This is a genomic window from Pseudomonas sp. R2-60-08W, assembly GCF_003852335.1.
Taxonomy (GTDB): domain Bacteria; phylum Pseudomonadota; class Gammaproteobacteria; order Pseudomonadales; family Pseudomonadaceae; genus Aquipseudomonas.
This window is the reverse complement of record NZ_CP027731.1, coordinates 2,244,449-2,268,022: the sequence shown is the minus strand read 5'-3', so window position 1 is coordinate 2,268,022 and position 23,574 is coordinate 2,244,449. Positions and strand designations below refer to the sequence as shown.

Genomic DNA, 23,574 nt, shown 5'->3' with positions numbered 1-23,574 from the left:
TCTCATTGATCGACAAGGAAGGTCCAGGTGAGCATCAATCTCGATCAGGCACAGCAGACATTCATCGTCGAGGCACGCGAACTGTTGCAGGCCATGGAGCAATCCCTGCTGCAACTGGAAAGCGAGCCCGGCGATCAGGATGCCATCGGCGCGATATTCCGCGCCGCGCACACCATCAAGGGGTCGGCGGGCCTGTTCGGTCTGGCGTCGATCGTGGGGTTCACGCATATCGTCGAAGATGTGCTCGACCGCCTGCGCGACGGCAGTGTAGCGGTGGACGCCGCATTGATCGCGCTGCTGCTCAAGTGCGGCGACCACATGCTCGAACTGATCGATGTGGTCGCCAGCCGCGGTGAGGCGCCCACGCCTGCCGCGCTGGAGCGCGGTGAGGTATTGCGCGAGGCGCTGAGTGCCTATCAGCCGCTGCAGACCGCGACTGCCCGCGTCGAAACCGCGGCGGTGGACGACGCCACGGCGGACGCAGTGCTTTGGCATATTTCCCTGCGCTTCGGCGTGGATGTCTTTCGCAACGGCATGGACCCGTTGTCCTTCCTGCGCTACCTCGACACCCTGGGCACGCTGTTGCAGGTCACCACCCTGACCGACGGCATTCCGGCCGTGGACAGCTGGGACCCGGAAAGCTGCTACCTGGGGTTCGAAATCGACCTGCGCTCGACGGCCAGCCACGCCACCCTCAACGAAGTGTTCGACTTTGTGCGTGACGACTGTGAAGTCAGCATCAGCGCCGTCGACGACCCCGTCGACACCCCTGCCTGCCCCGCGACCGAGGTGGCCCCCCGCGCTGAATTTGCCCCGCCCGCGCAGCAGCGCGTGGCGGCGGCCGGCGAAAAAAACCGGGATGGCAATTACGTGCGGGTCAACGCCGACAAGCTCGACGAACTGATCAACCTGGTCGGCGAGCTGGTTATCGCCAGCGCCGGCGCGAGCCTGCTGGCCCGCTCCTGTAATAACGACCCGCTGCAAGAGGCCACCTCGACGGTATCAGGGCTGGTGGAAGAAATACTCGATGGCGCCCTGCACTTGCGCATGATCCCCATCGGCGACACGTTCAACCGCTTTCGCCGCGTGGTGCGCGATGTCAGCCAGGAATTGGGCAAGGACATCGACCTGATCATCAGCGGCGCGGAAACCGAACTGGATAAGACGGTGGTCGAGAAGATCGGCGATCCGCTGATGCACCTGCTGCGCAACGCCATGGACCATGGTATCGAAAGCGCCGAGGCGCGGCGCGCGGCCGGCAAGTTGACCAAAGGCCACCTGAGCCTCAATGCCTATCATGACTCGGGCAGCATCGTCATCGAAATCGCCGACGACGGCGCCGGGCTCAACCGCGAACGTATCCTGGCAAAGGCCCAGGAACGCGGGCTGGTGGCCAGCGGCGCGGTGCTCACCGACCAGGAGATCTACAACCTGATCTTCGAAGCCGGTTTCTCGACCGCCGAGGCGGTGACCAATCTGTCCGGGCGTGGTGTTGGCATGGACGTGGTCAAGCGCAATATCACGTTGTTGCGCGGCACCGTCGACCTGGACAGCCGTCCCGGCCAGGGCACCGTGGTGCGCATTCGCTTGCCGCTGACCCTGGCGATCATCAATGGCTTTTTGGTCGGCATCGACCAATCCACCTACGTGATTCCGCTGGACATGGTTCAGGAATGCATCGAACTGGATGATCACCAGCGCCATTCCAGCCGCGACCAGGGGTATCTGGACCTGCGTGGCGAAGTGTTGCCGCTGGTGGACCTGCGCCATCACTTCAGCCACGAAGGCCCGGCCGCCCGCCGCCAGAATGTGGTGGTGGTGCGTTACGCCGAGCACAAGGCCGGGCTGGTGGTGGATGACCTGCTCGGTGAGTTCCAGACCGTGATCAAACCCCTGGGCAAGCTGTTCGGCGCACTGCGCGGCATCAGCGGTTCGACCATCTTGGGCAGCGGCGCAGTGGCCCTGATCCTGGATATACCGGCACTGCTCAACCAAATCGTACAACTGGAAGCTCGCACGGCCCAGGCGCCTCAGTCGCCCCCGGTCGCTGCTCGCTGACGTATTTGCAATTCCATGGAGGTTCCCCGATGAAATGGTTCTACGATTTGAAAATTTCCACCAAGCTGATCAGCTCATTCCTGGTGGTCCTGGCGCTTACCGCGGCCATGGGCGGCTTCGCCATTCACCAGCTCGGTGCAGTCAATCAGGCGGCCCAGGACATCAAGGGCAACTGGATGCCCTCCATGCGCGCAGCGGCCGGCATGCGCTTTTTTGCCGCCAACTATCGCTTGAAGGAAAACCGCCACATCGGCACCGAGATCGCCGAGGAGAAGGCGCAGGCCGAACGGGAAGCCGACGACGCGCGCCAGCAGTTCGAAACCCGCATGGGCACCTACGAAAAATTGCTGTCCAATGATGAAGACCGCCAGCTCCTGGCCAGCGTGAACAGTGCCTGGTCCGCCTACCTGGCAGCCAGCAAGCAGGTGCTGGAATTTTCCCGGCAGAACCAGGAAGCCCAGGCTCGCGGTTTGCTCAGGGGAGAGTCCAAGACGCATTTCGATGAGGTGACCAGCCGCCTGCAGAAGATGGTCGAACTCAATGACGCCGGCGCCACCGTCGCCGGTGACAAGGGCGCGTCGCTGTATGAAAACGCACGCTTGTCAATCATCGCGGCGCTGGTCGTCGCCCTGTTGATCGGCATTGGCCTGGCCCTGTTCATCGCGCGGATCATTTCCCGCCCGTTGCGACAAGCCGCCACCGCCGCCGGGCAATTGGCCGAAGGCAACCTCAACGCGCACATCGAACCGGGTGCCAAGGATGAAACCGGCATGGTGCTCAACGCCATGCGCAACATGGTCGGCAAGCTGGCGCATATCATCGGTGAGGTGCGCAACGCCGCCGATAACCTGGCCAGTGCTTCCGAGCAAGTCAGCGCCACCGCGCAATCGATGAGCCAGGCCACCAGTGAACAAGCCGCCAGCGTCGAGGAAACCAGTGCGTCGGTCGAACAGATGAGCGCCAGCATCAACCAGAACACCGAAAACGCCAAGGTCACCGATGGCATGGCCAGCAAGGCCGCCAAGGAAGCCACCGAAGGCGGCGAATCGGTACAGCAGACGGTGGTGGCGATGAAGAAAATCGCCCAGCGCATCAGCATCATCGATGACATCGCCTACCAGACCAATCTGCTGGCCCTCAACGCCGCCATCGAGGCCGCCCGGGCCGGCGAGCACGGCAAGGGGTTTGCCGTGGTGGCCGCCGAGGTGCGCAAGCTGGCCGAGCGCAGCCAGGTAGCCGCTCAGGAAATCGGCGAACTGTCTTCCAGCAGCGTGGACATGGCCGAGAAAGCCGGCAAGTTGCTCGACGAAATGGTGCCCTCCATCAATAAAACTTCCGACCTGGTGCAGGAAATCAGTGCCGCGTCCGAGGAACAGGCCGCCGGTGTCGCGCAGATCAACACCGCAATGACCCAGCTCAACCAGGTGACCCAGCAAAATGCCTCGAGCAGCGAGGAACTGGCCGCCACCGCCGAAGAAATGAGCAGCCAGGCCGAGCAGCTGCAACAGGCCATGAGCTTTTTCGTGCTGGACTCCGGCCCCAAGGCCGCGGTTCAAGGCCGCAGCGTGGGCAGCGCCGGCAAGCCTGACCGCCAGCCGCCACGCGCGGAGCAGCAGGTACCGCGCAAAGCCTTCGCCTATAACGTGGCCAGCGCCCCGGACGAATCGGAATTCACCCGCTTCTGATCGCAAGACTCGATGCGGGCTCACAGGGAGAATGACATGGGCGCAGTGATGACTACCCGCCATACCGCCGTCGCGGCAGGCGAGGATGCGCAATACCTGACCTTTATGCTCGGTGGCGAGATGTTCGCCATCGGCATTCTGGGCATCAAGGAAATTATCGAATACGGCAGCCTGACCGTGGTGCCGATGATGCCCGCCTTCGTGCGCGGCGTGATCAACCTGCGCGGCGCCGTGGTGCCGGTGGTCGATCTGTCGGCGCGCTTTGGCCGGCCGAACTCGTCGATCACCCGGCGTTCGTGCGTGATCATCATTGAGGCCATCACCGAAGACGGCCAGCCGCAGGATATCGGGCTGTTGGTCGACACCGTTTCCGCCGTGCAGGAAATCCCGGCGACACAGATCGAACCGCCACCCAACTTCGGCGCACGCATCCGCGCGGATTTCATCAGCGGCATGGCCAAGGTCGATGGTAAGTTCGTGATTGTGCTTGAGGTGGACAAAGTGCTGTCCATCGACGAGATGTCCAGCCTGGCCGAGACTGGCCAGGCGCTGGCTCTCGACCTCGACGCGCGTTGAGGCTCGATCATGCCAGGCACCAGCCCACTCGATGATCGTGAATTCGGCCAGTTCCAGTCCTGGCTGTACCGCGCGGCCGGCATCAACCTGTCGCCCGCCAAGAAAGCCCTGGTGGCCGGGCGGCTGTTCAAACGCCTCAAACACTACGAACTGCAGAGCTACGGCGAGTACTTCAAGCTGATCATGAGCGACCAGCGCAAGGGTGAGCTGCAAGTTGCGCTGGACCTGCTGACCACCAACGAGACCTACTTTTTCCGCGAGCCCAAGCACTTCGACTTCCTGCGCCAGCAGGTGCTGCCCAAGGCGCCGCCGGGCAAACTGTTTCGCGTGTGGAGCGCGGCCAGCTCTTCGGGCGAAGAACCCTACAGCCTGGCGATGACGCTGGCGGAGAACCTGGGCACCACGCCGTGGGAAGTCATCGGTTCGGACATCAGCACCCAGGTGCTGGCCAAGGCACGCAACGGGCATTACTCCATGGAGCGCGCCGGCACCCTGGCCCAGCCGCTGCTGGTCAAATATTGCCTCAAGGGAACAGGGCGCCAGCACGGGACTTTCCTGATCGAAAAGGCCCTGCGCAACCGGGTCAACTTTATCCAGGTCAACCTGAACGAACCGCTGCCCGGCCTGGGCGAGTTCGATGTGATCTTCTTGCGCAACGTGATGATCTATTTCGACCAGCAGACCAAAAGCCAGGTGGTCGCCAGGCTGCTGCCGCTGCTCAAATCCGGCGGTTACTTCATCATCAGCCACTCCGAAAGCCTCAACGGCGTCAACGACACGTTGAAGCTGGTCGCGCCGTCGATTTATCGCAAGCCATGAAAAAGCCTGCCGATGTGGTCGAAGTGGTGCTGGCGCCGGGCCAAGTCAGTTTTGCGACGCGGCCGACACGCTTGCGTACCTTGCTCGGGTCCTGTGTGGCGATCACCTTCTGGCATCCGCAACGGCTGATCGGCGGCATGTGCCATTTCATGTTGCCGGCGCGCTCGCGCAAAGGTCAGCCCCTGGATGGCAAATATGCCGACGAGGCGCTCGAATTGCTGCTGCGCCACGCTCATGCCAACGGCACGCAGGCCCAGGACTATCAGGTCAAGCTGTTCGGCGGCGGCGAGATGTTCCCCGAACAGCCGCGCCCCCTCCCGGCGCAGGACGTGGCCAGCCTGAATATTCGCGCAGCGCTGGCCCTGGCCGAGCGCCATCACCTGCACCTGACCGCTCAGGACATGGGCAGTACCGGCTATCGCAATATTGTGTTCGACCTGTGGAACGGCAACGTCTGGGTCCGGCACCAACCAATGGGAACATTCAAAAAAAATGCCTACCAAAAAAATCAGCGTGCTGTTGGTCGATGATTCGGCCGTAGTACGGCAAGTGCTGCTGGCGATCTTCAACGACACGCCGGACATCCATGTGATGGGCGCCGCGTCCGACCCGATTTTCGCCATGGATAAACTGGCTCGGGAATGGCCAGACGTGATCGTGCTGGATGTCGAAATGCCGCGTATGGACGGCATCACCTTCCTGCGCAAAATCATGAGCGAGCGGCCGACACCGGTGGTGATCTGTTCCTCGCTGACCCAGAAAGGCGCCGAAACCTCCCTGCAGGCATTGTCGGCCGGAGCAGTGGAAATCATCACCAAACCCACCACCGGGCTGAAGAATTTCCTGATCGAATCGGCGGCCGAGCTGGTCGCGGCCATCCGCGCGGCGGCGAACTCCAACGTCAAGAACCTGGGCAAACGAACCGTCCAACCAACACCCGCCCTCGCGCCACCCGGCAAGCTCAGCGCAGACGCAATCCTGCCCGCCGCCAACGGCCACGCCATGGCCCAGACCACCGAACGCATCGTCGCCATCGGCACCTCCACCGGCGGAACCCAGGCCTTGGAGGCCGTGTTGACTGCTCTACCGAGGGTGTGCCCTGGCATGGTGATCGTGCAGCACATGCCCGAAAAATTCACCGCCTCCTTTGCCGAGCGCCTCAACAGCGTGTGCCAGATCGAAGTGCGCGAAGCGCGCAACAACGACCGCATCCTGCCCGGCCTCGCCCTGATCGCTCCCGGCGGCAAACACCTGATGGTGACCCGCAGCGGCGCCTATTATCACGCCCAGGTCATCGACGGCCCACTGGTCAACCGCCATCGCCCGTCGGTGGACGTGCTGTTCCGCTCGGTAGCCAAATTCGCCGGCAAGAACGCCACCGGCATCATCATGACCGGCATGGGCGACGACGGCGCACGCGGGCTAAAGGAAATGCTCGAAGCCGGCGCCGCCACGGTAGCCCAGGACGAAGCCAGTTGCGTGGTGTTCGGCATGCCCAAGGAAGCCATCAAGCTCAACGCCGCCCAGCGCATCATGGCGTTGGAGAATATTCATCAGGCGATTTTGTATAAGTGAGCCTGAGCACCAAAGGTATAGGTGTCTTTACAACTTTGGCTCTACGCTGAACGCCCGGCAGATAGGGCTATTGTGGCGAGCGGGCTTGTCGAATTGTCGCACCGCCGTTGGGCTGCGCGTGCAACCGATTGTCGAGGCGATAAAGACCTTGCAGAAACCCGGTCATAATCGACATCGGCAAGCTGATCACCGATCTGGGGGTGGAAGACCAGTCCGGTCAACGCCGTCGCTATGGTTTTCGGACTAAATATGTACTGCTCAGGCTCGCAAAGTTGTGTGGACAATCTCTCGCTCATCCGAACGGAAACGGTTCAAGAGCCGCGCCCCTTACTGCTTTGAGCCAATGACCATGGACGACAACGATTTACCGTACTTCTTCACTGAAACGCTAGCTACAAGAGAACACCTGACCGAACGCCAGCGGGCGCGAAAATTTACGCTGGAGGACTTGGCCTGGCTTGACAATGTCTATCTTGCCGACGACGCGGCTCGTATTGGCCAGCCGCAGCCGATGCACGTCGAAGCTATCGCCGTGACCCCTTTCGGGGCCCCACCGATTGAGCTCGCAGGTGCATGTCTGTTGAGTCCTTCTCCTGATGGCAGTGTTTTCCTGTACACGCCTAGTCGGGGATTGGAGAAGTTTGAGAGTCGAGCCACAGTCCTCGCGCAACTGAGTACCTGGTTGAAGCCCTCCGAGCAGCAAGAAGCATTGGCGGGCTACTTATCCATCGCGCAGCGGCAAACTCTGAAAAATAATGATGCGTTGACAATCACCGTCCATCCCATCGTGGGCGCTGTCTTCGAAGCACTGCACCGTACCATTGCATACAATCAGGTCGACAATGCACAGCAAATTCTCGATGAACTGGGCATGCTGCCCAGTTTTACTTCAATGCTCGACCAATATTTAACCGAAACATTGCGCATACGATTTCCAGATCTGGATCAGCGCAAAACCCGCGTAAACAGCTACACCACCGAAACCACACGGGCACCGAACGGCACGCTGACATCGACCAAACGGCCCATTGCGAGCCGCTCACTAAGCGTGACTGTCCTTGATTATTTTGTGGCCAACAGTTGGCCCGTGGGTGAAACCAGGCAGTACAGCCATCCAGAATGGCCCACCTCCACAGAACAAACCGCTAGCCATACCGACGACCAACTTCACTGGGAGAGAGCCGTACAAGAACTTGCCCACGGCTTGAAATACCATATCACCCAACAACTCAGCACATTCTGGAAGTCTGAGAGCCAAACGGGCTTATCACGGCTGAACCTGATAGCTATTGCCATGGCCGACAAATTTCGGGCTGCGTTACTCGACCAACAGCAGCAAAACTATCTGTCGCCCCAGCAACGCCTTGCGCTGCAAGCGCTCCCTCTTACAGAAAAAATGACATCCTCGCCTACCATCAAGATCGAAAAAACGTTGCTGGGGTCCTCGGATATGACCTATGTCGAGCTCGCGGGCACCTTGGTGTTCAGCCAGCAAGAAAGCACTTCCAACCCACAGGCCATTCTTCTCTACACACAATCCCAGGGTTTCCAGACGTTCAACGACCTTACGCGACTCAAATCTTATTTGTTGAACATGTTGAATACAGTGAGAAAGCCGGATCTATGGATGGGCTACCTCTCTCGACCACAACGCTACTCCATCATTGACTTCGTCCGATTGTCCATCATCACCGCGCCCACCACCGAAGCCCTATTTCCTGGCCTAGTGCAGAGCATCATCGAAAAGCAGGCTCAGAACCTGGAGTTCGCTCTCGACCTGTACCGCCAAAGCAAGGGCACAATCGACATCAACGCTACAATCGATAATCTTCTTGATGTGCGCGCCATGATTGATCGCCAATTGCTGGAGCTCGACGCCCAAGGTCGCTGGAGCACTCAATTGTCAGCCTCATGGCACCCGTCACCGCCCCCCTCGGTTCTGCCAGCCGCTCAGGCTGAACTACAAAAACTCGAACGTATCGACAACGAAGTGAACAGCAAAGTCGCAACCCGTCCAACGTTGCAACAATGCGCCGCAGCCTTGCTCAATTCGCTAATGGCAAACGCACAACGAGGTAATCTGCACGCCTCGAATATTTTTCTAAACCAGTACCCTGGCCCGCCAAGTGAGATTGAGGGGCGCTCACCGACGACTTCCATCAGCATGGTGGAGTATTTTCTTCAACGACTTTGTGCAGAGGCGGAGGTTGCACCCAATACCCCTCATTACGGGCTATTTACAGCAATCTCCGCAGGTGTGGCCACAAAGCTCTCCAATCTGGACATACGAACCTTTAACGCACTGATCGACAGCGCCTTAAAGCAGTTTCCAGACTATCTGCGGCGCATCCATAATATCTTCCCTGACCTCTCGACCCTGTTTGAAACAGCGCTGACTGGCGGATTGAGGGGGGAAGTCCTACTCAGGGGGCTGAACCAATCGCTGCTGCCCGTTGACCAGGCGGTCATACTCGAGGTTCTGAATAGTTACAAGCGCGACATGCGCCGCAGTCTGAACGGCTTTAGACCTGACGCATTTGCCTTGACGCTGAACAGCCAAGAGCTGACAGCCCCCGTGACATTAACTGGCTGCTTCTTGCTGACAGAACGAGGCGGACAAGACGTGTTGTATTCCGGCCGCGCCATCCTTTGGACATCGGCCCTGGGGCTGGAAACATTCGACTCATTGGCCCATGCCAAGACCGAGTTGGCTGAACGCCTGGCTGACGCTGATGAACGCTTGGCATTGATAGAGCATCTGGCACCATCGCTACAGCTCCCCAGCCATCGTTATACACTCGGCGCGCTCCAACTCATTGAAGATAACCTCGGCGCACATCACCAGCAAACTTGGGCCGATCAAAAGAGATGGGAACAAAACCAAATACTGGGTTCAACACTGTCCAGCCAACAACTGCGCAATATTTGGCAAGTCCACATCACGCAGAGCGTACCGGCGAACAATCTCAAGCGCGCCATGGCGATTGCCAAAGCCCTGATTTTTCAACAATCATTGCCTCAATGGCTTGGTATGGCCCCTGAGCGAGACCAACAGCTACACGTCGAACTCCTGGAGCAGTACCGAAACAATGTGCAGGACAATCAGGATTATCTGCACGGCATCGAATCCATCCAAAGCTTTACTCGGAAAAAACTCTCCACCCTGTTACGGAGCATTGCCCCTCAAAGCGCCTTGACCCCTGATCAGATCAACGTAACGTTCACGACTTCCAACGCCGGCGCCCAACGAACGGTGACATTAGTTAACTATGCGTTGCTCCATCGCGACCAAAGGGCCATCGTTCCCCCACGTTTCACGTCGACTGGCGCACAACTCTTTTCCACAATGGTCGACGGGAGAACACTGAACATTCAGCTCCAGGCGCTGACACTGGGTAGTGACTATCAAACCTACTTGAAGACAATGCTGGGCGCCGGAACTCCAGGACAAGCAGAACGCCAGCAACTATTTGCAAGGCAACTGCCTTGGCAACTTTTACAATACGCTCATGCGCAAATGCTCCAAAAGAACCTCAGTGAAACCGCCTTCGGGTTTATTCAGCAGGTCTTCGACATGCCGGATGCGATCGCCCGTGCCGCCGTGATTGATACCAACGCTACTATTCGGCCACTGGAATTTCTGACCTCTGCCGCCAGTACTGCGATTAAAGTGACGGGCGTCTATCTGATCAGCCCAACAACCGGCCAGGGACCGCATATTCTGTATGCCCCCTACAGTCAAAGCCATGACTTTAAAGAGTACCTGGACGAAGCGAGTCTGCTGACTGAGCTGAGTCGGCCTGGCGAACTGCAAACTTGGATTTTCAGGCTGCTTGGGGACGCACACCAAACGACGCTGACTAGCTTTTTCGTTCAGTCGGCCAATACAGCAAGCACTTTGCGTTTGACTTCCAACCCCATCACCGGCCCACTGTTCAACCGCCTGTTTACCGATAATCTTGAAGTGCTTACGATGTTATTGGGCTGTCAATTTATTACCAATGCGCACGCGCACTGGAACTGGGTAATAGACATCTTCAAAAGCGCAATTTACCAAGGGGTTCTGTTTCTTGCCGGAAAACTGGCCTACCCCTGGATCGTCTGGCAGAGCTTCAAACTGTTCATGGCTTCTGCCGAGAATTTGCAGGGCCATCATTGGCGTGAAGCGATGGATAATTTCATCAGTGGTGTGGCAGAGCTGGCCATGCTGCGCCAATCGATGCCTGAAACCGGCGAACAGGTTTCCCGTTCTTCGCCAGAAACAATCCTGTCCACTCCTCCCAACAGCACCGCAAGCGAAGCTGTGGCGAAATGGCCTGCCCTTGATATTACCGCCCCCGAACGAACAGAGTTGCAAGCTTATGCATTGACCGACAGGGCCCTGCAAGACCTGAATAAGATTGACCGCCTTGGACTCTACCAATCCGAGCAGAATCACTATTACGCTCCCGTCGAGGGTAAGGTCGTCCAAGTCACCAAACAGGGTGAACGGTGGCGGATCAGTCATGGCCGCGAGATCGGCCCTTACGTGTACAAAAACACCCGAGAACAGTGGATGCTCAGCAGCCCGGTACCGTTGCGCTCTGCACGCCGAGCGTTATCACGCCTGAGTAACCGGTTCTACTCATCGCCCTTTGCACGACAAAGCATGAACATCCAGGCCTCCGGCATGCAGGCCATCCGAACGCTTTACCCTGTACAAGCGCTGATGATCACTGAAGCCCTGACGTTGGCCACCTACTATGCAAAAAACGCCAGAGACAACTTACGTCTATTGGCCAATGCTCCCCAAGCGCTGACACGCTCGCTCACGCACATCAAGAAATTCTTCGGACTCCAGACGGTTGAAACCGATCACCTGATACGCATACAGTTTGCTGTTGATCTGATCTACAACGCTCTCACAGAGCCATCATTGACTAACGCCCAGTCAATCCGTTTTGTCATAGGGGAGTCACGCATGACTCCCCCTCCTGGAACCGAACAGGTGTTGGCGTTTACGTTGGTTCCAGACACTCATAACATCATCTACCTGACCGCAGCGTTTTTCAAACCGACACTCAATTACAACAACTTGCTGAGAGAACCGTTTTACGTCAACGTCCATGCGCGTGCGGTCACCCTCATTCATGAACTCACCCACCATGTCAGCGGAACCCACGACATCGCTTATCTAGAGTCGGTACACCCCTATCCAGATCTGATTGATACCCACACGCCACAAGGCCGAATTGCTAAGGCGTTCGTGGAGCGGAGTCAGAACGCGCCCCTGTCCAGCAACACACCGCCGAATGAGTTGTTTCAGGTCCTCGACTCAACAGCCTCGACCCTGATAGACCCCGAAGGCTCGCTTCTACATCACATTTTAAGGGTCACCGGCGGACAGACCCTTGACGATGCCCGGCAGATTTTTAGCACTGATCCACTGCGAAGGGTGATCAGTATCTTGAGCAATGCCGATTCCACAGCGTTATTGATCAGTCGCTTGGGTCGCCAGCTGGATACCCCACCCAGCCCAACTGGAAGCTTGGAATGGGCGCTGGAAGGCAACGCAGCCCCATAGCACCAAAATTTTAGAGCATGCACGGATGGCAAGTTGTGCCAATTTTATCGACGGCTCGCGAGTAACCATATTGCTGTCTTTTTCAATGATGACCGTAAGAGTGTGCTACGCAAAGGACTGCGCAAGTTTCTCTTGGCTGGCTTTGCCTTCCACCTGAAGAGCAACTTGGGCTGAAAACTCTGAATAGGGATTGTCCGGATCCGCATGGGACAACTGGGCGTCAATCCAAGGCTTGGGGTAGCCAATGTCATGCAACGCGGTAGACAGCGTGGCACCGGATACGTGGCCCGTCAGTTGATCGATACAGCCCATCCGACGCAGGGCGCCATTGAGGGTGTTTTCACTGATCCGCTGGCCTAGGTTACTGCGATGGGACAACAAGTGGCGTTGAGCGGGACGCACCTTCTTCAACAATTGGCGCACCACCTCCACCGCCTGGGTCGACAGGGGCACGGAATGGCCCACAGCCCTCGCTCAAGATCAGATATCCGTGGCTTTCGATGGATTTTGGCGGAACAAAAAAAGACGCCTAAGCGTCTATTTTTAATGACTTACAGAATTCCATGGAACTCTGTAGATCGATATTTGGAGCGGGAAACGAGACTCGTATCTGGCGTCCGACTCATTGAAATCTAAGGGGTTTCTTTTCTTTCCTGGGCAGGAAAAGACTTAATTCTGGACTTGTTTTCTGGGAGTATCAAGGCCTAGAAAGCAGGATCCCGGCTGTGCCGTTTCATCCTGTCCATCGCCATCAGGCGGACAGCATCCAAGCTGACCAGCAAGCGGACGGTACATGGTGTGATGGACAACGGTAACAGCGCTGCTAGTGCCTCTGCGGCATCGCCCCCCCCCGTTGGCTGAGCCGCTCAACCAGAAAGTCGCCTACGTCGTCGTTATCGAATGCCTCGCTTCATTTAAAGAATAGGCTTGCCACCTGTCACGCCGTAACGTTCACCGGAGATATAACTGCCCTCATCCGACGCCAGCAGCACATAGATGGGCGAGACTTCGGCTGGCTGGCCGGGGCGCCCCAGCGGCGTATTGCCACCAAAACTCTTCACGGAGTCCTCGGTCATCGTCGATACGATCAATCGCGTCCAGATTGGCCCGGGCGCCACACTGTTGACGCGAATACCGCGCTTGCCGAGCATCTGCGCTAGGCCCGCAGTGAAGTTGGCGATCGCGCCTTTGGTCGCCGCATACGGCAACAGCGTGGGGTTGGGCGCATCGGAATTGACCGAGCTGGTGTTGATGATCGAACTGCCTTGGACCATGTGCGGCAGCGCGGCCTTGCAGATGCGAAACATCGCAGTGACGTTAACGTTAAAGGTCTTTAGCCAATCCTCGTCAGGGATGTCTTCCAGGCCGATAATTGCCTGCTGGCGGTGTTCAAGCCCTAAGGGCACTACAGGGATTTTTCAGCCGGGGATATAGATCAGATGAGTGGTTAGCCTGGGCCTACAGCCGGTGTCGCCAAGCGGTTGCATGCGTACAGCGCCATGCCCAGCAGCATCAGCGCGCCACCGCGCAGCCAGGTGTCCAGGCTTTGCTGGCTGAGCAGGATCAAGCACGAAACAATTGCCAGCACCGGCACCCAGGTCGGCACGCGAAAATGCTGTTCGGTGATGGTGTCGCGGCGCAGTACCAGCACCGCCAGGTTGGTGCTGAGGAACACGAAGAGCAGCAACAGCACGACCGTCTCGGCCAGCGCCGCGAGGGTACCCGTCAAGGTCAGGGCGATGGCCACCAGGGTGCTGGCGATGATCGCGACCCAAGGCGTACGCCGCTTGGGCAGCACGTGCGAAAGTGGCTCCGGCAACAGGCCCATGCGGGCCATGCCATAGGCCAGGCGGCTGGCCATTACCATGGTCAGCAGCGCACCGTTGGCGACCGCCACCAGCGCGATGAAGGCGAAGAGCTGGGGCGGGATGCTCAAGCCCGAGGCACGCACCACTTCGAGCAACGGCGCGGATGTGGCCGTCAGCTTGTCCATCGGCAGCACCACCGAAGCGGCGACACCGACCGCCATATATACGACGCCCGCCGTCACCAGCGCAGCAAACAGCGCACGCGGATACACTTTGCGCACGCCGCGTATTTCTTCGGCCAGGTTGGCCGACGTTTCAAAACCGACGAACGAATAGAACGCCAGCAATGCCGCGCCCAGTACGGCAAGCATCGGGTTGACTCCGGCCTTGAACTCCAGCGCGCGGCCGAGGTTGGCTTCGCCGGACTGTATGCACCAGGCCGCGGCCACCACCACCAACAGCAGCCCGGACAGTTCGACGCAGGTCATGACCATGTTGGCGCCCAGCGACTCCTTGATACCGCGCGCATTCAGAAGCGCTATCACTGCCAGGAATATCAGCGCGGCCAGGTGCGGTGACACCTCGATGAACGCCGCCAGGTAGTCGCCGGCAAACGCCAGGGACAGCCCCGCTGCGCTGGTGACGGCGGCCGCAAGCATGCTGAAGCCGACCAGGAATGAAATCAGCGGTGACTTGAATGCCCTCTCGGCGAACACCGAAGCGGCGCCAGCATGGGGGTACTTGGTCACCAGTTCCGCGTACGAGCCTGCCGTGAGCATGGCAAAAAACAACGCCACCAGCAACGGCACCCAGATCGCCCCACCCACCTCGCCGGCGATGGTGCCGGCCAGTGCATACACACCGGCGCCGAGCACATCGCCGAGGATGAACAGAAACAACATCGGCCCCGTCACGGCGCGGCGCAAGGACGGTTTGGAGGGTGCGCCTTGGGTCAGGCTGGATACGGGCATGGGCGGCTCTGGCGTGGGTTGCAATGAGCGATCATCCGGCGCGGGCCGGCTGACGCAGGGCTATCTACAATGGGAAATGCCCGCGCCGCCAAAGTTCCGTTTTCCGCTGGGAGACCAGCGCAGCGCCTCCGTCAATCGTCGTCGTGCAAATGCGCGTCAGCGCAGGGCAAGCGTCCCGATTCCCCGCCGGCAATCCGTTCCGCCTGATCGATGCCGCGTTTGAGCCCGTCGTGCACGGTCCATTCGGCGCCGGGCAGTTGCCTTGTGCGTTCGACCACGCATTGCCCCGTCGCGGTATAGACGCTGACCAACACTTCGATATCGGCGTCTTCGCGCTCCCGGGCCCTGACTTCGATATGGCAACCGTTTTCCACTTCCTGGGTAAAGCACTCTTCTTCCAGTGCCTTTTCTTGCGCTTTATCCAATTCCCTGCTAGGTTAATATCTGGAAGATTTACTCAAAAAGGAGCGTTATATGAAGGATCAAAAAAATAGCTCAATCGGCGCCACATTTTATCAACAAAAAAATTTCAGTGGTACGCCGCATGAGTATAAAGAAAGGGAAGTAGTTTATGAGCTTCCATCGGAACTGAATGATACTTTTCTCTCTGTTAAAATTGGCAAACAAAGTCTGGTTCATGGATGGCGACACTTTCGGGACTCACAAGCTGATCAAATTTATAAAGTATGGACAGAGTCCACATCGGACATCACTGAAATTCAGGGACTTTCCAAATTTGTTGTGGCACCGAAAAATACGCAACTTCTGTCGATTAAACTAACGAACAGTTCAGAAAACACAGCGCTAGATTATGTTTTCGTCCAGACATATACCATCGATAATCCGGTAAATATTCTTGTAAATGATGATTTCCAGATTGTCGGGCTTATCCCCAATGATGGAAGAATGTATGTCACGTCTGTCATCCTGTTTGATAAAAACAAGGTTCCGATGGAAATTGGCGCAGCCTATTTTATGTATGATGCGCCGACAGATTCTCTAAATTTCATCACTTATCCTGAAACTTTCCCGGCAGGCTGGAAGCTGGTCAAACGAAAGGACTATCGCTTCGAACTTATCATCGAGAATATCAAGGAGAGCAGTAACGGCGTCGCATTTGTCCGTTAAACCTTAATCCCCTTAATCCCCCGCAAGAGAGCAGCGGATTAAGGGGTTTGTCGCATTGGACTGATCCAGTAATTGCAGATAGTTTTTTCGGTTCTCACACCGCTAGCTCTTCCGCCACCATCGGCGAGCGATAGCTCTTGTAACCGTAGCGCCTTGCGCTGTTGCAGTGCACCACATATAGGTTGATGTCTACCGGGGCCTTATACTCCGGGCTATAACCTCTCTAGGGTACCCATTCGGACTTCAAACTGCCAAAAAAGCTCAATCATGCGTTATCCCAACACTGCCCTTTTCGACACATGCGCTGCTTCAGCTTATGTGCTTGCAGTTCAGCCCTGAATTATTTGACTATTGTACTGACAGCCTTGGTGAGAATGAAACGGCACGCCCTCAGGCCGCCCTATCAATTCAACAGCCCTCCGCCTCATTTGCCAGTGCCGCATCGGCGCCCAATGAATACGCCCATCCCGCCATTCGGCCGCAAACGGATCCAAAACTACCGAGCGCGGATCCAGCGCTTACCGAGCTGGATATAGGTGACGTCCGCGAACGGTATTAGCTACGTAAACCTCACGCTCCAGCTCTGCTCAGCCACCAAAGACTCGACGTCTGAAGACTTGTGGGGCCTGCGTTGGCGGCTGGCGATCCCGACCTTCTTCATCAAGCTCAGAGCCATGGAACGCCCCACCTGATGACCTGCACCTCGCAGATCTTCAGAAAGGGAGTTACCTGGTTTTCGTACCACTAACTGGAGTTGTTCATCACCTCCGCCGGTATGATCCATAACCGCCGCTCCAGATCGAACTTGTCGGACAGCACCGACCACAGCTTGCCCGTGCGGACCCGGTCACCAGCAACATCGTAGAAGGTAAACGCACTATCGCTCAAACTCACTCGCATTCCCGCTGATTACGTCCACCTTGCAACTTGCCCACTTCAGTGACGACCACGTAGAGATCAAACAATCCACTTCCGGTCCCCCGTAAAACAAATCGTCAGCCACCGTGCCGAATCTGCGTGGCCCAATCTCGCCGAGATTTCGTCACGTAACGTATCCAGGTTCCCGACCGCTTCCACGTGATAATCAGTCGAGAGCACAATATGGATCTCGATAAATCGCGCTCGCCCATGCTTCTGTACATAAGAAACGTAATGCTCGAAGCCGTACTCGATTTTAATCGCGTCCATCACCTGTCGCACTTTGTTGTCCAATTGGTCTGGCGCCATGCCCAACACATCACGCAAGGCCGGACGCAGTATATTGAAAGCGGGAGGCAATATACTCAGTGCCAGCAAGATCAAAATCAGCGGATCGGCATATACGGCCAAATGACCATAGCCCCGTGACGTGAGCAACAACGCAGTGAGAAAGCTGACAAGCAGTCCTACCGATAACATCGCATCTACCAACCAGCTAATGTTATCGAACTGAATCAGCGTTGATTTAAGCTCACGGTTTCGATAACGGATGTAGAAAAAATAGGCGAACTCGACGACTGTAAACACTGCCGCATAGATGATCAGCATCCCTAATTCAATCTCACGACCGCCGTTGATGAATCCAGACACTCCGTTAAGAAATGCATAGATTGCGATCAAAAACAGAAAGCTGCCTTCGATCAGTAACACCATGGGTTCCAAATGCCAGAAGCCAAACTGGAACCGGTGATTACTTTCCTTGGCGATCAGTTTGGCTGTAATCAGCATTAATACTTTGATAAAGGTTGCAATCAACGAGAAAAAACCATCGAACAGGACGGATTGAGCGCCCGTAACGAAACCAGTAGCAATCCCAGCGATCGCTACTGCTAACATCATGACGGTAGATTGTTGGAGCAACGACTGCTCACTTCGGTTATTCAAGTAACTCTCTCTGTAAAATACCAATTAACTGCTGACTGCGATTACCGCTCAATAGTCTGATAACTAGCTGCGACCTGACAGATGAGCTGATAAAGCGGCGTGCCTTATACCTTCCACTTTGCGAAGTGCATAAGCACTCCGATCAAAATAATAGCACCACAAATTAAGCAACCGATAATTTCGCTTCCCATATTAACCCCCTAAACATTTAATATCTGTCGAGATGACTGATTAACACCTTCAACAAAAATAGAGACTGGCAATAACGCCTAAATTTACTCCCCTCATTTGCATGCTAACTGAACTTTATCAAATCTTGTATCGAGCTTTCGTGGTGCTAGAATATAATGTGCCTGGCAACTATCGCTTTTCCATTTTACAATCAGAGTCGATTCTTCCTGGTCAACTAAGGCAAGCGCCATACCTTTTGGATCTAGAACGCCTAGCACTTTGCCATTTTCATCCTGAACACTAGCCCCAAAGGGTATAGGGCTACCGTCTACGCTTCGAAACTCAAATTGTACTCGGCGCCCACTTTCCGCCGCGAAGCTAGCTAGTGTTATGGAACCGCGACGGGGAACCAGTTGTTGGGCGGTGGTCAGCAGCTCAGTATCCGCCCCGAGGTCACGGGCATCCAGAGTAAGCCAGTTGGTCCGATATATCTGAGCGCTGGGTACTACCGCGTAGCCGTTCCTTCCGGTGATAACCCCGGCGTGGCTGGAAAATTTTGCATTAGATACCCCAGACACCTCTGCAAGGGTAAATGTGTCGCCCACGGGTTGACCTAGATTAATTCCTCCGGCATGCGCTACTACCGAACCGGAAGCGCCAGCACTAAAAGTCTGATAATCACGACCTTGACTGTAACCAGCATTCACCCGAGCCACTGAGGTGACCGCACTCAGGCTTGCGGACCCTGAGCCCCCCCCGCTGCTGTCATGCCCTGCCTGGAGGTTGTAATAAGCATCATCTTGCCCCGGAAGATTGCCATTAAGCCCCATCTGTGTTGAATGACGCCCTTGATTGTCATAATTCAGATTGGAGCTGACACGCGACGATCGCTGTGAACTTCCCAAAGGCATAGAGATCGACAGAGCAACCTGCTTTTTATCATTTTTATAATTAGAGGCATCGTTACGGCTAAAGGAGGTGTCAATATTATAATTGATCGAGCCCCAGTTATTGCTATAGCCGACGCGAAGTTGCTGAGAACTGCCGGGTAAATTCCAGTAACGCTGTTCAGTGCCATTCAGATAAAACGATCCTCCCCTCGAGCCCAAACTCTGATTTATCGTTATATCAAAACGGTTTTTCGCACGCCCTCTGTGGTTACCGTCCATGAATCGCAGGTCGGTGACATGGTCGCCCAATGTCCGATAGTCTTCAGTCGAATAACGGTAAGTAGCTAGGGTAAAAGTCGTATTGGTAGCGGCGAGTGTTTTCGCATAGTTCAACCTGAGGCTTTGCCCTCGGTTTCGCTGCTGTCGGGTTTCACTATTTGATTGGGTGACATCTATCGCGAAGGCGCCAAGAGGCGTGTTCTGTGTGACGCCAACATTCGTTGCCCTGTAGTCCTCAGCCCACTGCACGCCCCCCACAAGGGTTGTGGCGTTGGTCAGGCCGTAGGCAAACCCTAAGGTCGCCAGTGAAGGCGCTGCGTCATCAGGATTGTTACTCGCATACTCGCCAGCGGCAGCGTTATAGCGCAGCATTCCGCGTCGTACCATCTGTGGTAGAGATGCGTAAACCTGGGTGAAACTACTGCGACTCCCATCCGCCTCGATCACGGTGATTTCAAGATCTCCATTTGATCCGCTGGGATAGATATCACTAATTTCGAATGGCCCGGGGGAAACCGTAGTGCTATATAGCAAGTAACCATTCTGGCTCACTTCAACGGTCGCGTTGGTTTGCGCAGTCCCGTGGATAACGGGCGCATAGCCCCGTTGGCTATCGGGAAGCATGGCTTCGTCTGAACTCAGTTGGATGCCGAGAAAACGCACACTGTCAAATGTTTGAGAGCTGGTGTAAGTTTCCCCCAGTGTCAATTGGCTTTTCAACGACGTGATGTCGCGCTCGGCAAAAATACGGTTGCTGGTAAAGCGCCGTTTATTTCCACTGCCATCCGACAAAGATGACTCGTTACGCAGACGCCACTGACCGATATTTAAGCCATTACGCAATCCCAAACTGTAATAGTCACTCGTGCTACCTGAGTTTTCACTGCGACGTCCACTGAATTGATAGTTTACGAAGCCAGCATTGACACCATAGTCCCAAAGGGCAGGATCAACATAGCCCCTGGCACTTCGCAGCATAGCCGCTTGAGGTATGCCAATATGCAGTTGAAGTCGAGCAGCATCGTATTCAACGCTGGCTTTGTCGATTAACTCACTCGCGTCATAACAGCGGTCCGGCAGGCCCGTGTCAATCACACCATTACGCTTAAGCTTTTCCACATCCACGCCAAGTTTTTCGAGCACTTCCAGAGTCAAACAGGGTTTAGTCCTACCTGACTTATCAATGATATCAAAACGAATATCTCTGCGCCCAGTCAGAGCTCGGTTCACATAAATATCAACACGATAGGTTCCAGGCGCAACATTGTCCTGCCTGAGAAACTCGGCTAGGTCAAGCTGTTCGCCTCCGCCCTGAATAAAGGCAAGGTCGAACTCTGGAATATTTGCTTCGCTCCCCGTGGAATTAGCATAGGCCGCCCCCGGTAACGCTAAGGCAACTGCAAGAGCGAGCTTACGAAGTCTAAAACCTTTATCCGCCAAGTCGTGAGGTGCCGCCGTGCTTTCCTGCACGCGCGCGGACAGACCCGAGCGATTTTCAGCACTGATTTTTTTCATAAAAAACACAAGAACAAACCTTTCGACAGTACAACAGAACTTGGCGAATAAAAATTATTTGTCAGCCAATGTATTCGGCGTAGCGGAACTGACTTTATCTATATATAGATCAGCCGTATATGAGTTCTGTCCGCCGTAATCATTAATGACGTTGAAATTCAATTTGAGACTGGCAGCCGAAGCCATTGGATTGACTGGTATTTCTACATTCTCACTAGGGGCGACCATACGCCCCTCCCCCATTAGAAAATCATTGTAACCAGCGCCTCTCAAACTCAATCCAGTCAACGACACATGAAATCGACTTGGGTTCTCAACCTTCAGTACGGCAGTCTGAGAACGTTTATTTAACGTCCATTTAAGCTGAGTCGGTGCCTCTACCGCACTACCCGGCAACCCAGGCGGTCGAAAAAACACTTTAATCCGCTGGCGTACCGCAAGCTGCAGAACACTTTCCCCATTAACTTTTTGTGGGATTTCCTGTACGTTCAGCCAAGCAATTGACTCTCGATCCAATGGAACTCCCTCTCCACTGTAAAGTATCCTTAGTTGTTGACGACCCTCTTTCGATAGGCGGGATAACGGTGGAGTGACCGCAAAGGATGAAATGTTAAAATCTGCTGAGTCAGACTCTAGCCAAGACTGGACCAGTACATCCTCACCACCTTGATTTAGCACAGACAACGAAGCTTCTTGATGCTTAGCGTCGAAAATCACTCGAGTGGCACCCAATGAGATGGCTGCCTGCGAATGATTGACAAAGAAGGTTAATAGAAATAATGAAAAACTAAATAGCGCCTTATTAAACACCTGATTCGCCTCCACGAAGCTACAAATGGGGAGATCATCCTCCCCATCGCAATTTTTTATTCGTAAGTCAGGGTAAAAGGCAGGGTCGCATTCCCAACACCAGCTTTAACATCATCTGATGCCCCATTAAGCGCATAAGCAGCGCGCATGCTCAGGTTAGCGGTAGCTTTCCCCTCGTCAACCTTCAGCGCTGCATCGATCGTTTCGTTGGCACTCAGGTTTAGAACTTGATTGTTGTCATTGAGAATTGCAATGGCGACACCTTTTGCCGCCTTTTCACTACTTTGCAGTTTAAGCAGGCGACCGTCAGCACTATCAATTCCAGAGCCAGAAAGCGGGTCAAACTTTACTTTTACTGTACTCAAGCCACCCACACCCGATGAACAATCAATGTCCAAGTTGATATGAGTAGCTGCAGTGACGCCCACACCGGGATCACCAACATCACTGAGTGAAACCTTCCCAAGATCTACGTTAATATTGCCATTGCTACCTGACGAACCAGCACCCGGTGCGACCGTACAGCTTGCCGCAATCAGCTCGCCAGAGAATTCAATTTTTCCACTACTTGCTGCATGCGCCACACCCACCCCACCAAGTAGAACGCAAGTTAACGCAGATACACCCCAAAGAAATTTCATAGCTTCGATCCTCGCATCCAATAAGACTGATATCAACCAAATAGCGTTATCCGCATCCAGCCGGCCAGCATGTAAATTTTTACACGCGAACGAGTGCGAGCCTATTGGAAAGCCCTGCGATCACCCTGGAAATTTCCCATGCACCTTGGGAAATTTCAGGCCGGCCTCGATTGATTAGAAATTGGCTAATTTTTTACCTGGGGTTTCGCAATAGACTAGGAGGTCTGGACTAACCACTCTGGAGGCTACTGATAAGACATCGTGAACACTGCATTTGCATTGGCCGTACCGGATCCCGGTTTGGAAGACGCTGTGCGTTGATATTGAATATAAAACGGAATGAGATACCTACCTCCGGCGCTGCCTGTGGAACTTAAAACCTTGAATTGATTTAAAGCGCCCGCGATAGACGAGGCAGGACCTAAATTGATTGGGCTGTTGTCGCGTAAAATTTGATACCCTACACCCGTTGCATCCGAGCCGGGACTGAGCGACAGCACATTGCTAGTGTTTCCCGGGTTCTGTGCGTCGGTCATAACCATATGAACAGAAATCGAAGGATCGCAATTCATTCCAATATTAAAAGGCGTTCTGCCGGCAACCGATCCAACTTCCAGAAGGCGATTTAGCCCAATGTTTGGCATCTTGACATCAATATTGCCATCAACATCACAGGTCGACGCCTTTATGGTTGGAGCAGTGCTAATCTTGATATCCATTACGCCTCTCTTAACCTTATCAATATAGGTCACATTGGCGGACGGAAATGCAGTTATCGTTCCAGAGCTGACGGGGCCGACTATCACGAGTTGCGCAGTCGCTTTCATGTGTTTTAATACATCCTGATTGGGTTTACAGCTAGCTCCAACACCAGAAACATCGAACGGAAGAGTACGCTGTACTGAAACTGCATCCCACGACGTCGCCCGAAAACGCACGCCAATGCCAGGATTATTAGTCTGATAAACATCCGAAAAGCCTGGAACAAGAGGGCCATTAACCGTTCCTATGCTGCGCACCTCGTATGAACACTTCGCCCATACGCCCTGAGAACCAGTACTGGCTTTCCAGTTGGTGGTCGAGCCGACTTCCCTATCGCGCGCGAAAACAGCGCTATCGAGGGGAATATTTACAGCGGCAATTGATAGAGACGAGAAAGCCCCCAAAAATACCAGCGGGAGTATATAAAGATTCATCATTCAACCTTTTAGGTTTTGCCTCG

The 23,574-nt window shown here is 55.3% G+C and carries 16 protein-coding genes and 2 pseudogenes; 8 read left to right on the top strand and 10 right to left on the bottom strand.

What is annotated here, in order from left to right; all coding sequences use genetic code 11:
* Nucleotides 1–27: 27 nt before the first annotated feature.
* From C4J90_RS10455 to C4J90_RS10425, 7 genes are all read left to right on the top strand, one after another.
* Nucleotides 28–2,058: a chemotaxis protein CheA gene (locus C4J90_RS10455; protein WP_124419703.1), complete on the top strand. Its 2,031-nt coding sequence runs from the start codon at nt 28–30 to the stop codon at nt 2,056–2,058.
* A gap of 29 nt (nt 2,059–2,087) precedes the next feature.
* Nucleotides 2,088–3,743, top strand: coding sequence for a methyl-accepting chemotaxis protein (locus C4J90_RS10450; protein ID WP_124419702.1), 1,656 nt, complete (start codon nt 2,088–2,090; stop codon nt 3,741–3,743).
* A 36-nt stretch (nt 3,744–3,779) separates the two neighbouring features.
* Nucleotides 3,780–4,319, top strand: a complete 540-nt coding sequence (locus C4J90_RS10445; RefSeq protein ID WP_124366576.1) for a chemotaxis protein CheW — start codon at nt 3,780–3,782, stop codon at nt 4,317–4,319.
* A gap of 9 nt (nt 4,320–4,328) precedes the next feature.
* Nucleotides 4,329–5,138: a protein-glutamate O-methyltransferase CheR gene (locus C4J90_RS10440; protein ID WP_124419701.1), complete on the top strand. Its 810-nt coding sequence runs from the start codon at nt 4,329–4,331 to the stop codon at nt 5,136–5,138.
* On the top strand, nt 5,135–5,668 hold the full coding sequence (gene cheD / locus C4J90_RS10435) for a chemoreceptor glutamine deamidase CheD (protein WP_124362298.1): 534 nt from the start codon (nt 5,135–5,137) through the stop codon (nt 5,666–5,668). The genes C4J90_RS10440 and cheD overlap by 4 nt, the downstream gene beginning before the upstream one ends.
* On the top strand, nt 5,631–6,713 hold the full coding sequence (locus tag C4J90_RS10430) for a chemotaxis response regulator protein-glutamate methylesterase (RefSeq protein WP_124362297.1): 1,083 nt from the start codon (nt 5,631–5,633) through the stop codon (nt 6,711–6,713). Before cheD ends, C4J90_RS10430 begins: the two co-directional genes overlap by 38 nt.
* 349 nt (nt 6,714–7,062) lie before the next feature.
* Nucleotides 7,063–12,276 (top strand): dermonecrotic toxin domain-containing protein, encoded by a 5,214-nt coding sequence (locus C4J90_RS10425; RefSeq protein WP_124419700.1) that lies wholly within the window; start codon nt 7,063–7,065, stop codon nt 12,274–12,276.
* Between the two features lie 192 nt (nt 12,277–12,468).
* Here C4J90_RS10425 and C4J90_RS10420 read toward each other — a convergent pair.
* From C4J90_RS10420 to C4J90_RS10405, 4 genes and pseudogenes are all read right to left on the bottom strand, one after another.
* Nucleotides 12,469–12,729 (bottom strand): annotated as a pseudogene (locus C4J90_RS10420) (integrase); the annotation flags it as partial.
* A 461-nt stretch (nt 12,730–13,190) separates the two neighbouring features.
* A pseudogene (locus C4J90_RS10415) lies at nt 13,191–13,640 on the bottom strand (SDR family oxidoreductase); the annotation flags it as partial.
* An 83-nt stretch (nt 13,641–13,723) separates the two neighbouring features.
* Nucleotides 13,724–15,055 carry an APC family permease gene (locus C4J90_RS10410; RefSeq protein WP_256657896.1) on the bottom strand — a complete coding sequence of 444 codons (1,332 nt, stop codon included), beginning with the start codon at nt 15,053–15,055 and terminating at the stop codon, nt 13,724–13,726.
* A gap of 131 nt (nt 15,056–15,186) precedes the next feature.
* Nucleotides 15,187–15,480: a hypothetical protein gene (locus tag C4J90_RS10405; RefSeq protein WP_124403782.1), complete on the bottom strand. Its 294-nt coding sequence runs from the start codon at nt 15,478–15,480 to the stop codon at nt 15,187–15,189.
* Nucleotides 15,481–15,529: 49 nt separating this feature from the next.
* Between C4J90_RS10405 and C4J90_RS10400 the strand changes: the two genes are divergently transcribed.
* Nucleotides 15,530–16,183: a beta/gamma crystallin domain-containing protein gene (locus C4J90_RS10400; protein WP_124403781.1), complete on the top strand. Its 654-nt coding sequence runs from the start codon at nt 15,530–15,532 to the stop codon at nt 16,181–16,183.
* 744 nt (nt 16,184–16,927) lie between these two features.
* Here C4J90_RS10400 and C4J90_RS26875 read toward each other — a convergent pair.
* The 6 genes from C4J90_RS26875 to C4J90_RS10375 form a co-directional block, all read right to left on the bottom strand.
* A complete protein-coding gene (locus tag C4J90_RS26875; protein ID WP_164485249.1) occupies nt 16,928–17,077 on the bottom strand; it encodes a hypothetical protein in 150 nt (49 codons plus the stop codon).
* Nucleotides 17,078–17,140: 63 nt separating this feature from the next.
* Nucleotides 17,141–18,046, bottom strand: a complete 906-nt coding sequence (locus C4J90_RS10395) for a cation diffusion facilitator family transporter (RefSeq protein WP_124403780.1) — start codon at nt 18,044–18,046, stop codon at nt 17,141–17,143.
* A 284-nt stretch (nt 18,047–18,330) separates the two neighbouring features.
* Nucleotides 18,331–20,901, bottom strand: coding sequence for a fimbria/pilus outer membrane usher protein (locus C4J90_RS10390; protein ID WP_124414354.1), 2,571 nt, complete (start codon nt 20,899–20,901; stop codon nt 18,331–18,333).
* 54 nt (nt 20,902–20,955) lie between these two features.
* Nucleotides 20,956–21,711, bottom strand: coding sequence for a molecular chaperone (locus tag C4J90_RS10385; RefSeq protein WP_124403778.1), 756 nt, complete (start codon nt 21,709–21,711; stop codon nt 20,956–20,958).
* Between the two features lie 56 nt (nt 21,712–21,767).
* Entirely contained in the window at nt 21,768–22,352 is a 585-nt protein-coding gene (locus C4J90_RS10380; RefSeq protein ID WP_124403777.1) for a fimbrial protein, read from the bottom strand.
* Between the two features lie 245 nt (nt 22,353–22,597).
* Complete coding sequence (locus C4J90_RS10375) at nt 22,598–23,548, bottom strand: fimbrial protein (protein ID WP_164485248.1); 951 nt, start codon at nt 23,546–23,548, stop codon at nt 22,598–22,600.
* Between the last annotated feature and the right edge of the window lie 26 nt (nt 23,549–23,574).

What these genes read in the sequence shown, in the direction of transcription:
- C4J90_RS10400 (WP_124403781.1), top strand. Translation starts at nt 15,530, where the DNA reads ATGAAGGATCAAAAAAATAGCTCAATCGGCGCCACATTTTATCAACAA.
- C4J90_RS10425 (WP_124419700.1), top strand. Translation starts at nt 7,063, where the DNA reads ATGGACGACAACGATTTACCGTACTTCTTCACTGAAACGCTAGCTACA.
- C4J90_RS10410 (WP_256657896.1), bottom strand. Translation starts at nt 15,055, where the DNA reads ATGCCCGTATCCAGCCTGACCCAAGGCGCACCCTCCAAACCGTCCTTG.
- C4J90_RS10450 (WP_124419702.1), top strand. Translation starts at nt 2,088, where the DNA reads ATGAAATGGTTCTACGATTTGAAAATTTCCACCAAGCTGATCAGCTCA.
- C4J90_RS10390 (WP_124414354.1), bottom strand. Translation starts at nt 20,901, where the DNA reads ATGAAAAAAATCAGTGCTGAAAATCGCTCGGGTCTGTCCGCGCGCGTG.
- C4J90_RS10380 (WP_124403777.1), bottom strand. Translation starts at nt 22,352, where the DNA reads ATGAAATTTCTTTGGGGTGTATCTGCGTTAACTTGCGTTCTACTTGGT.
- C4J90_RS10375 (WP_164485248.1), bottom strand. Translation starts at nt 23,548, where the DNA reads ATGAATCTTTATATACTCCCGCTGGTATTTTTGGGGGCTTTCTCGTCT.
- cheD (WP_124362298.1), top strand. Translation starts at nt 5,135, where the DNA reads ATGAAAAAGCCTGCCGATGTGGTCGAAGTGGTGCTGGCGCCGGGCCAA.
- C4J90_RS10445 (WP_124366576.1), top strand. Translation starts at nt 3,780, where the DNA reads ATGGGCGCAGTGATGACTACCCGCCATACCGCCGTCGCGGCAGGCGAG.
- C4J90_RS10430 (WP_124362297.1), top strand. Translation starts at nt 5,631, where the DNA reads ATGCCTACCAAAAAAATCAGCGTGCTGTTGGTCGATGATTCGGCCGTA.
- C4J90_RS10440 (WP_124419701.1), top strand. Translation starts at nt 4,329, where the DNA reads ATGCCAGGCACCAGCCCACTCGATGATCGTGAATTCGGCCAGTTCCAG.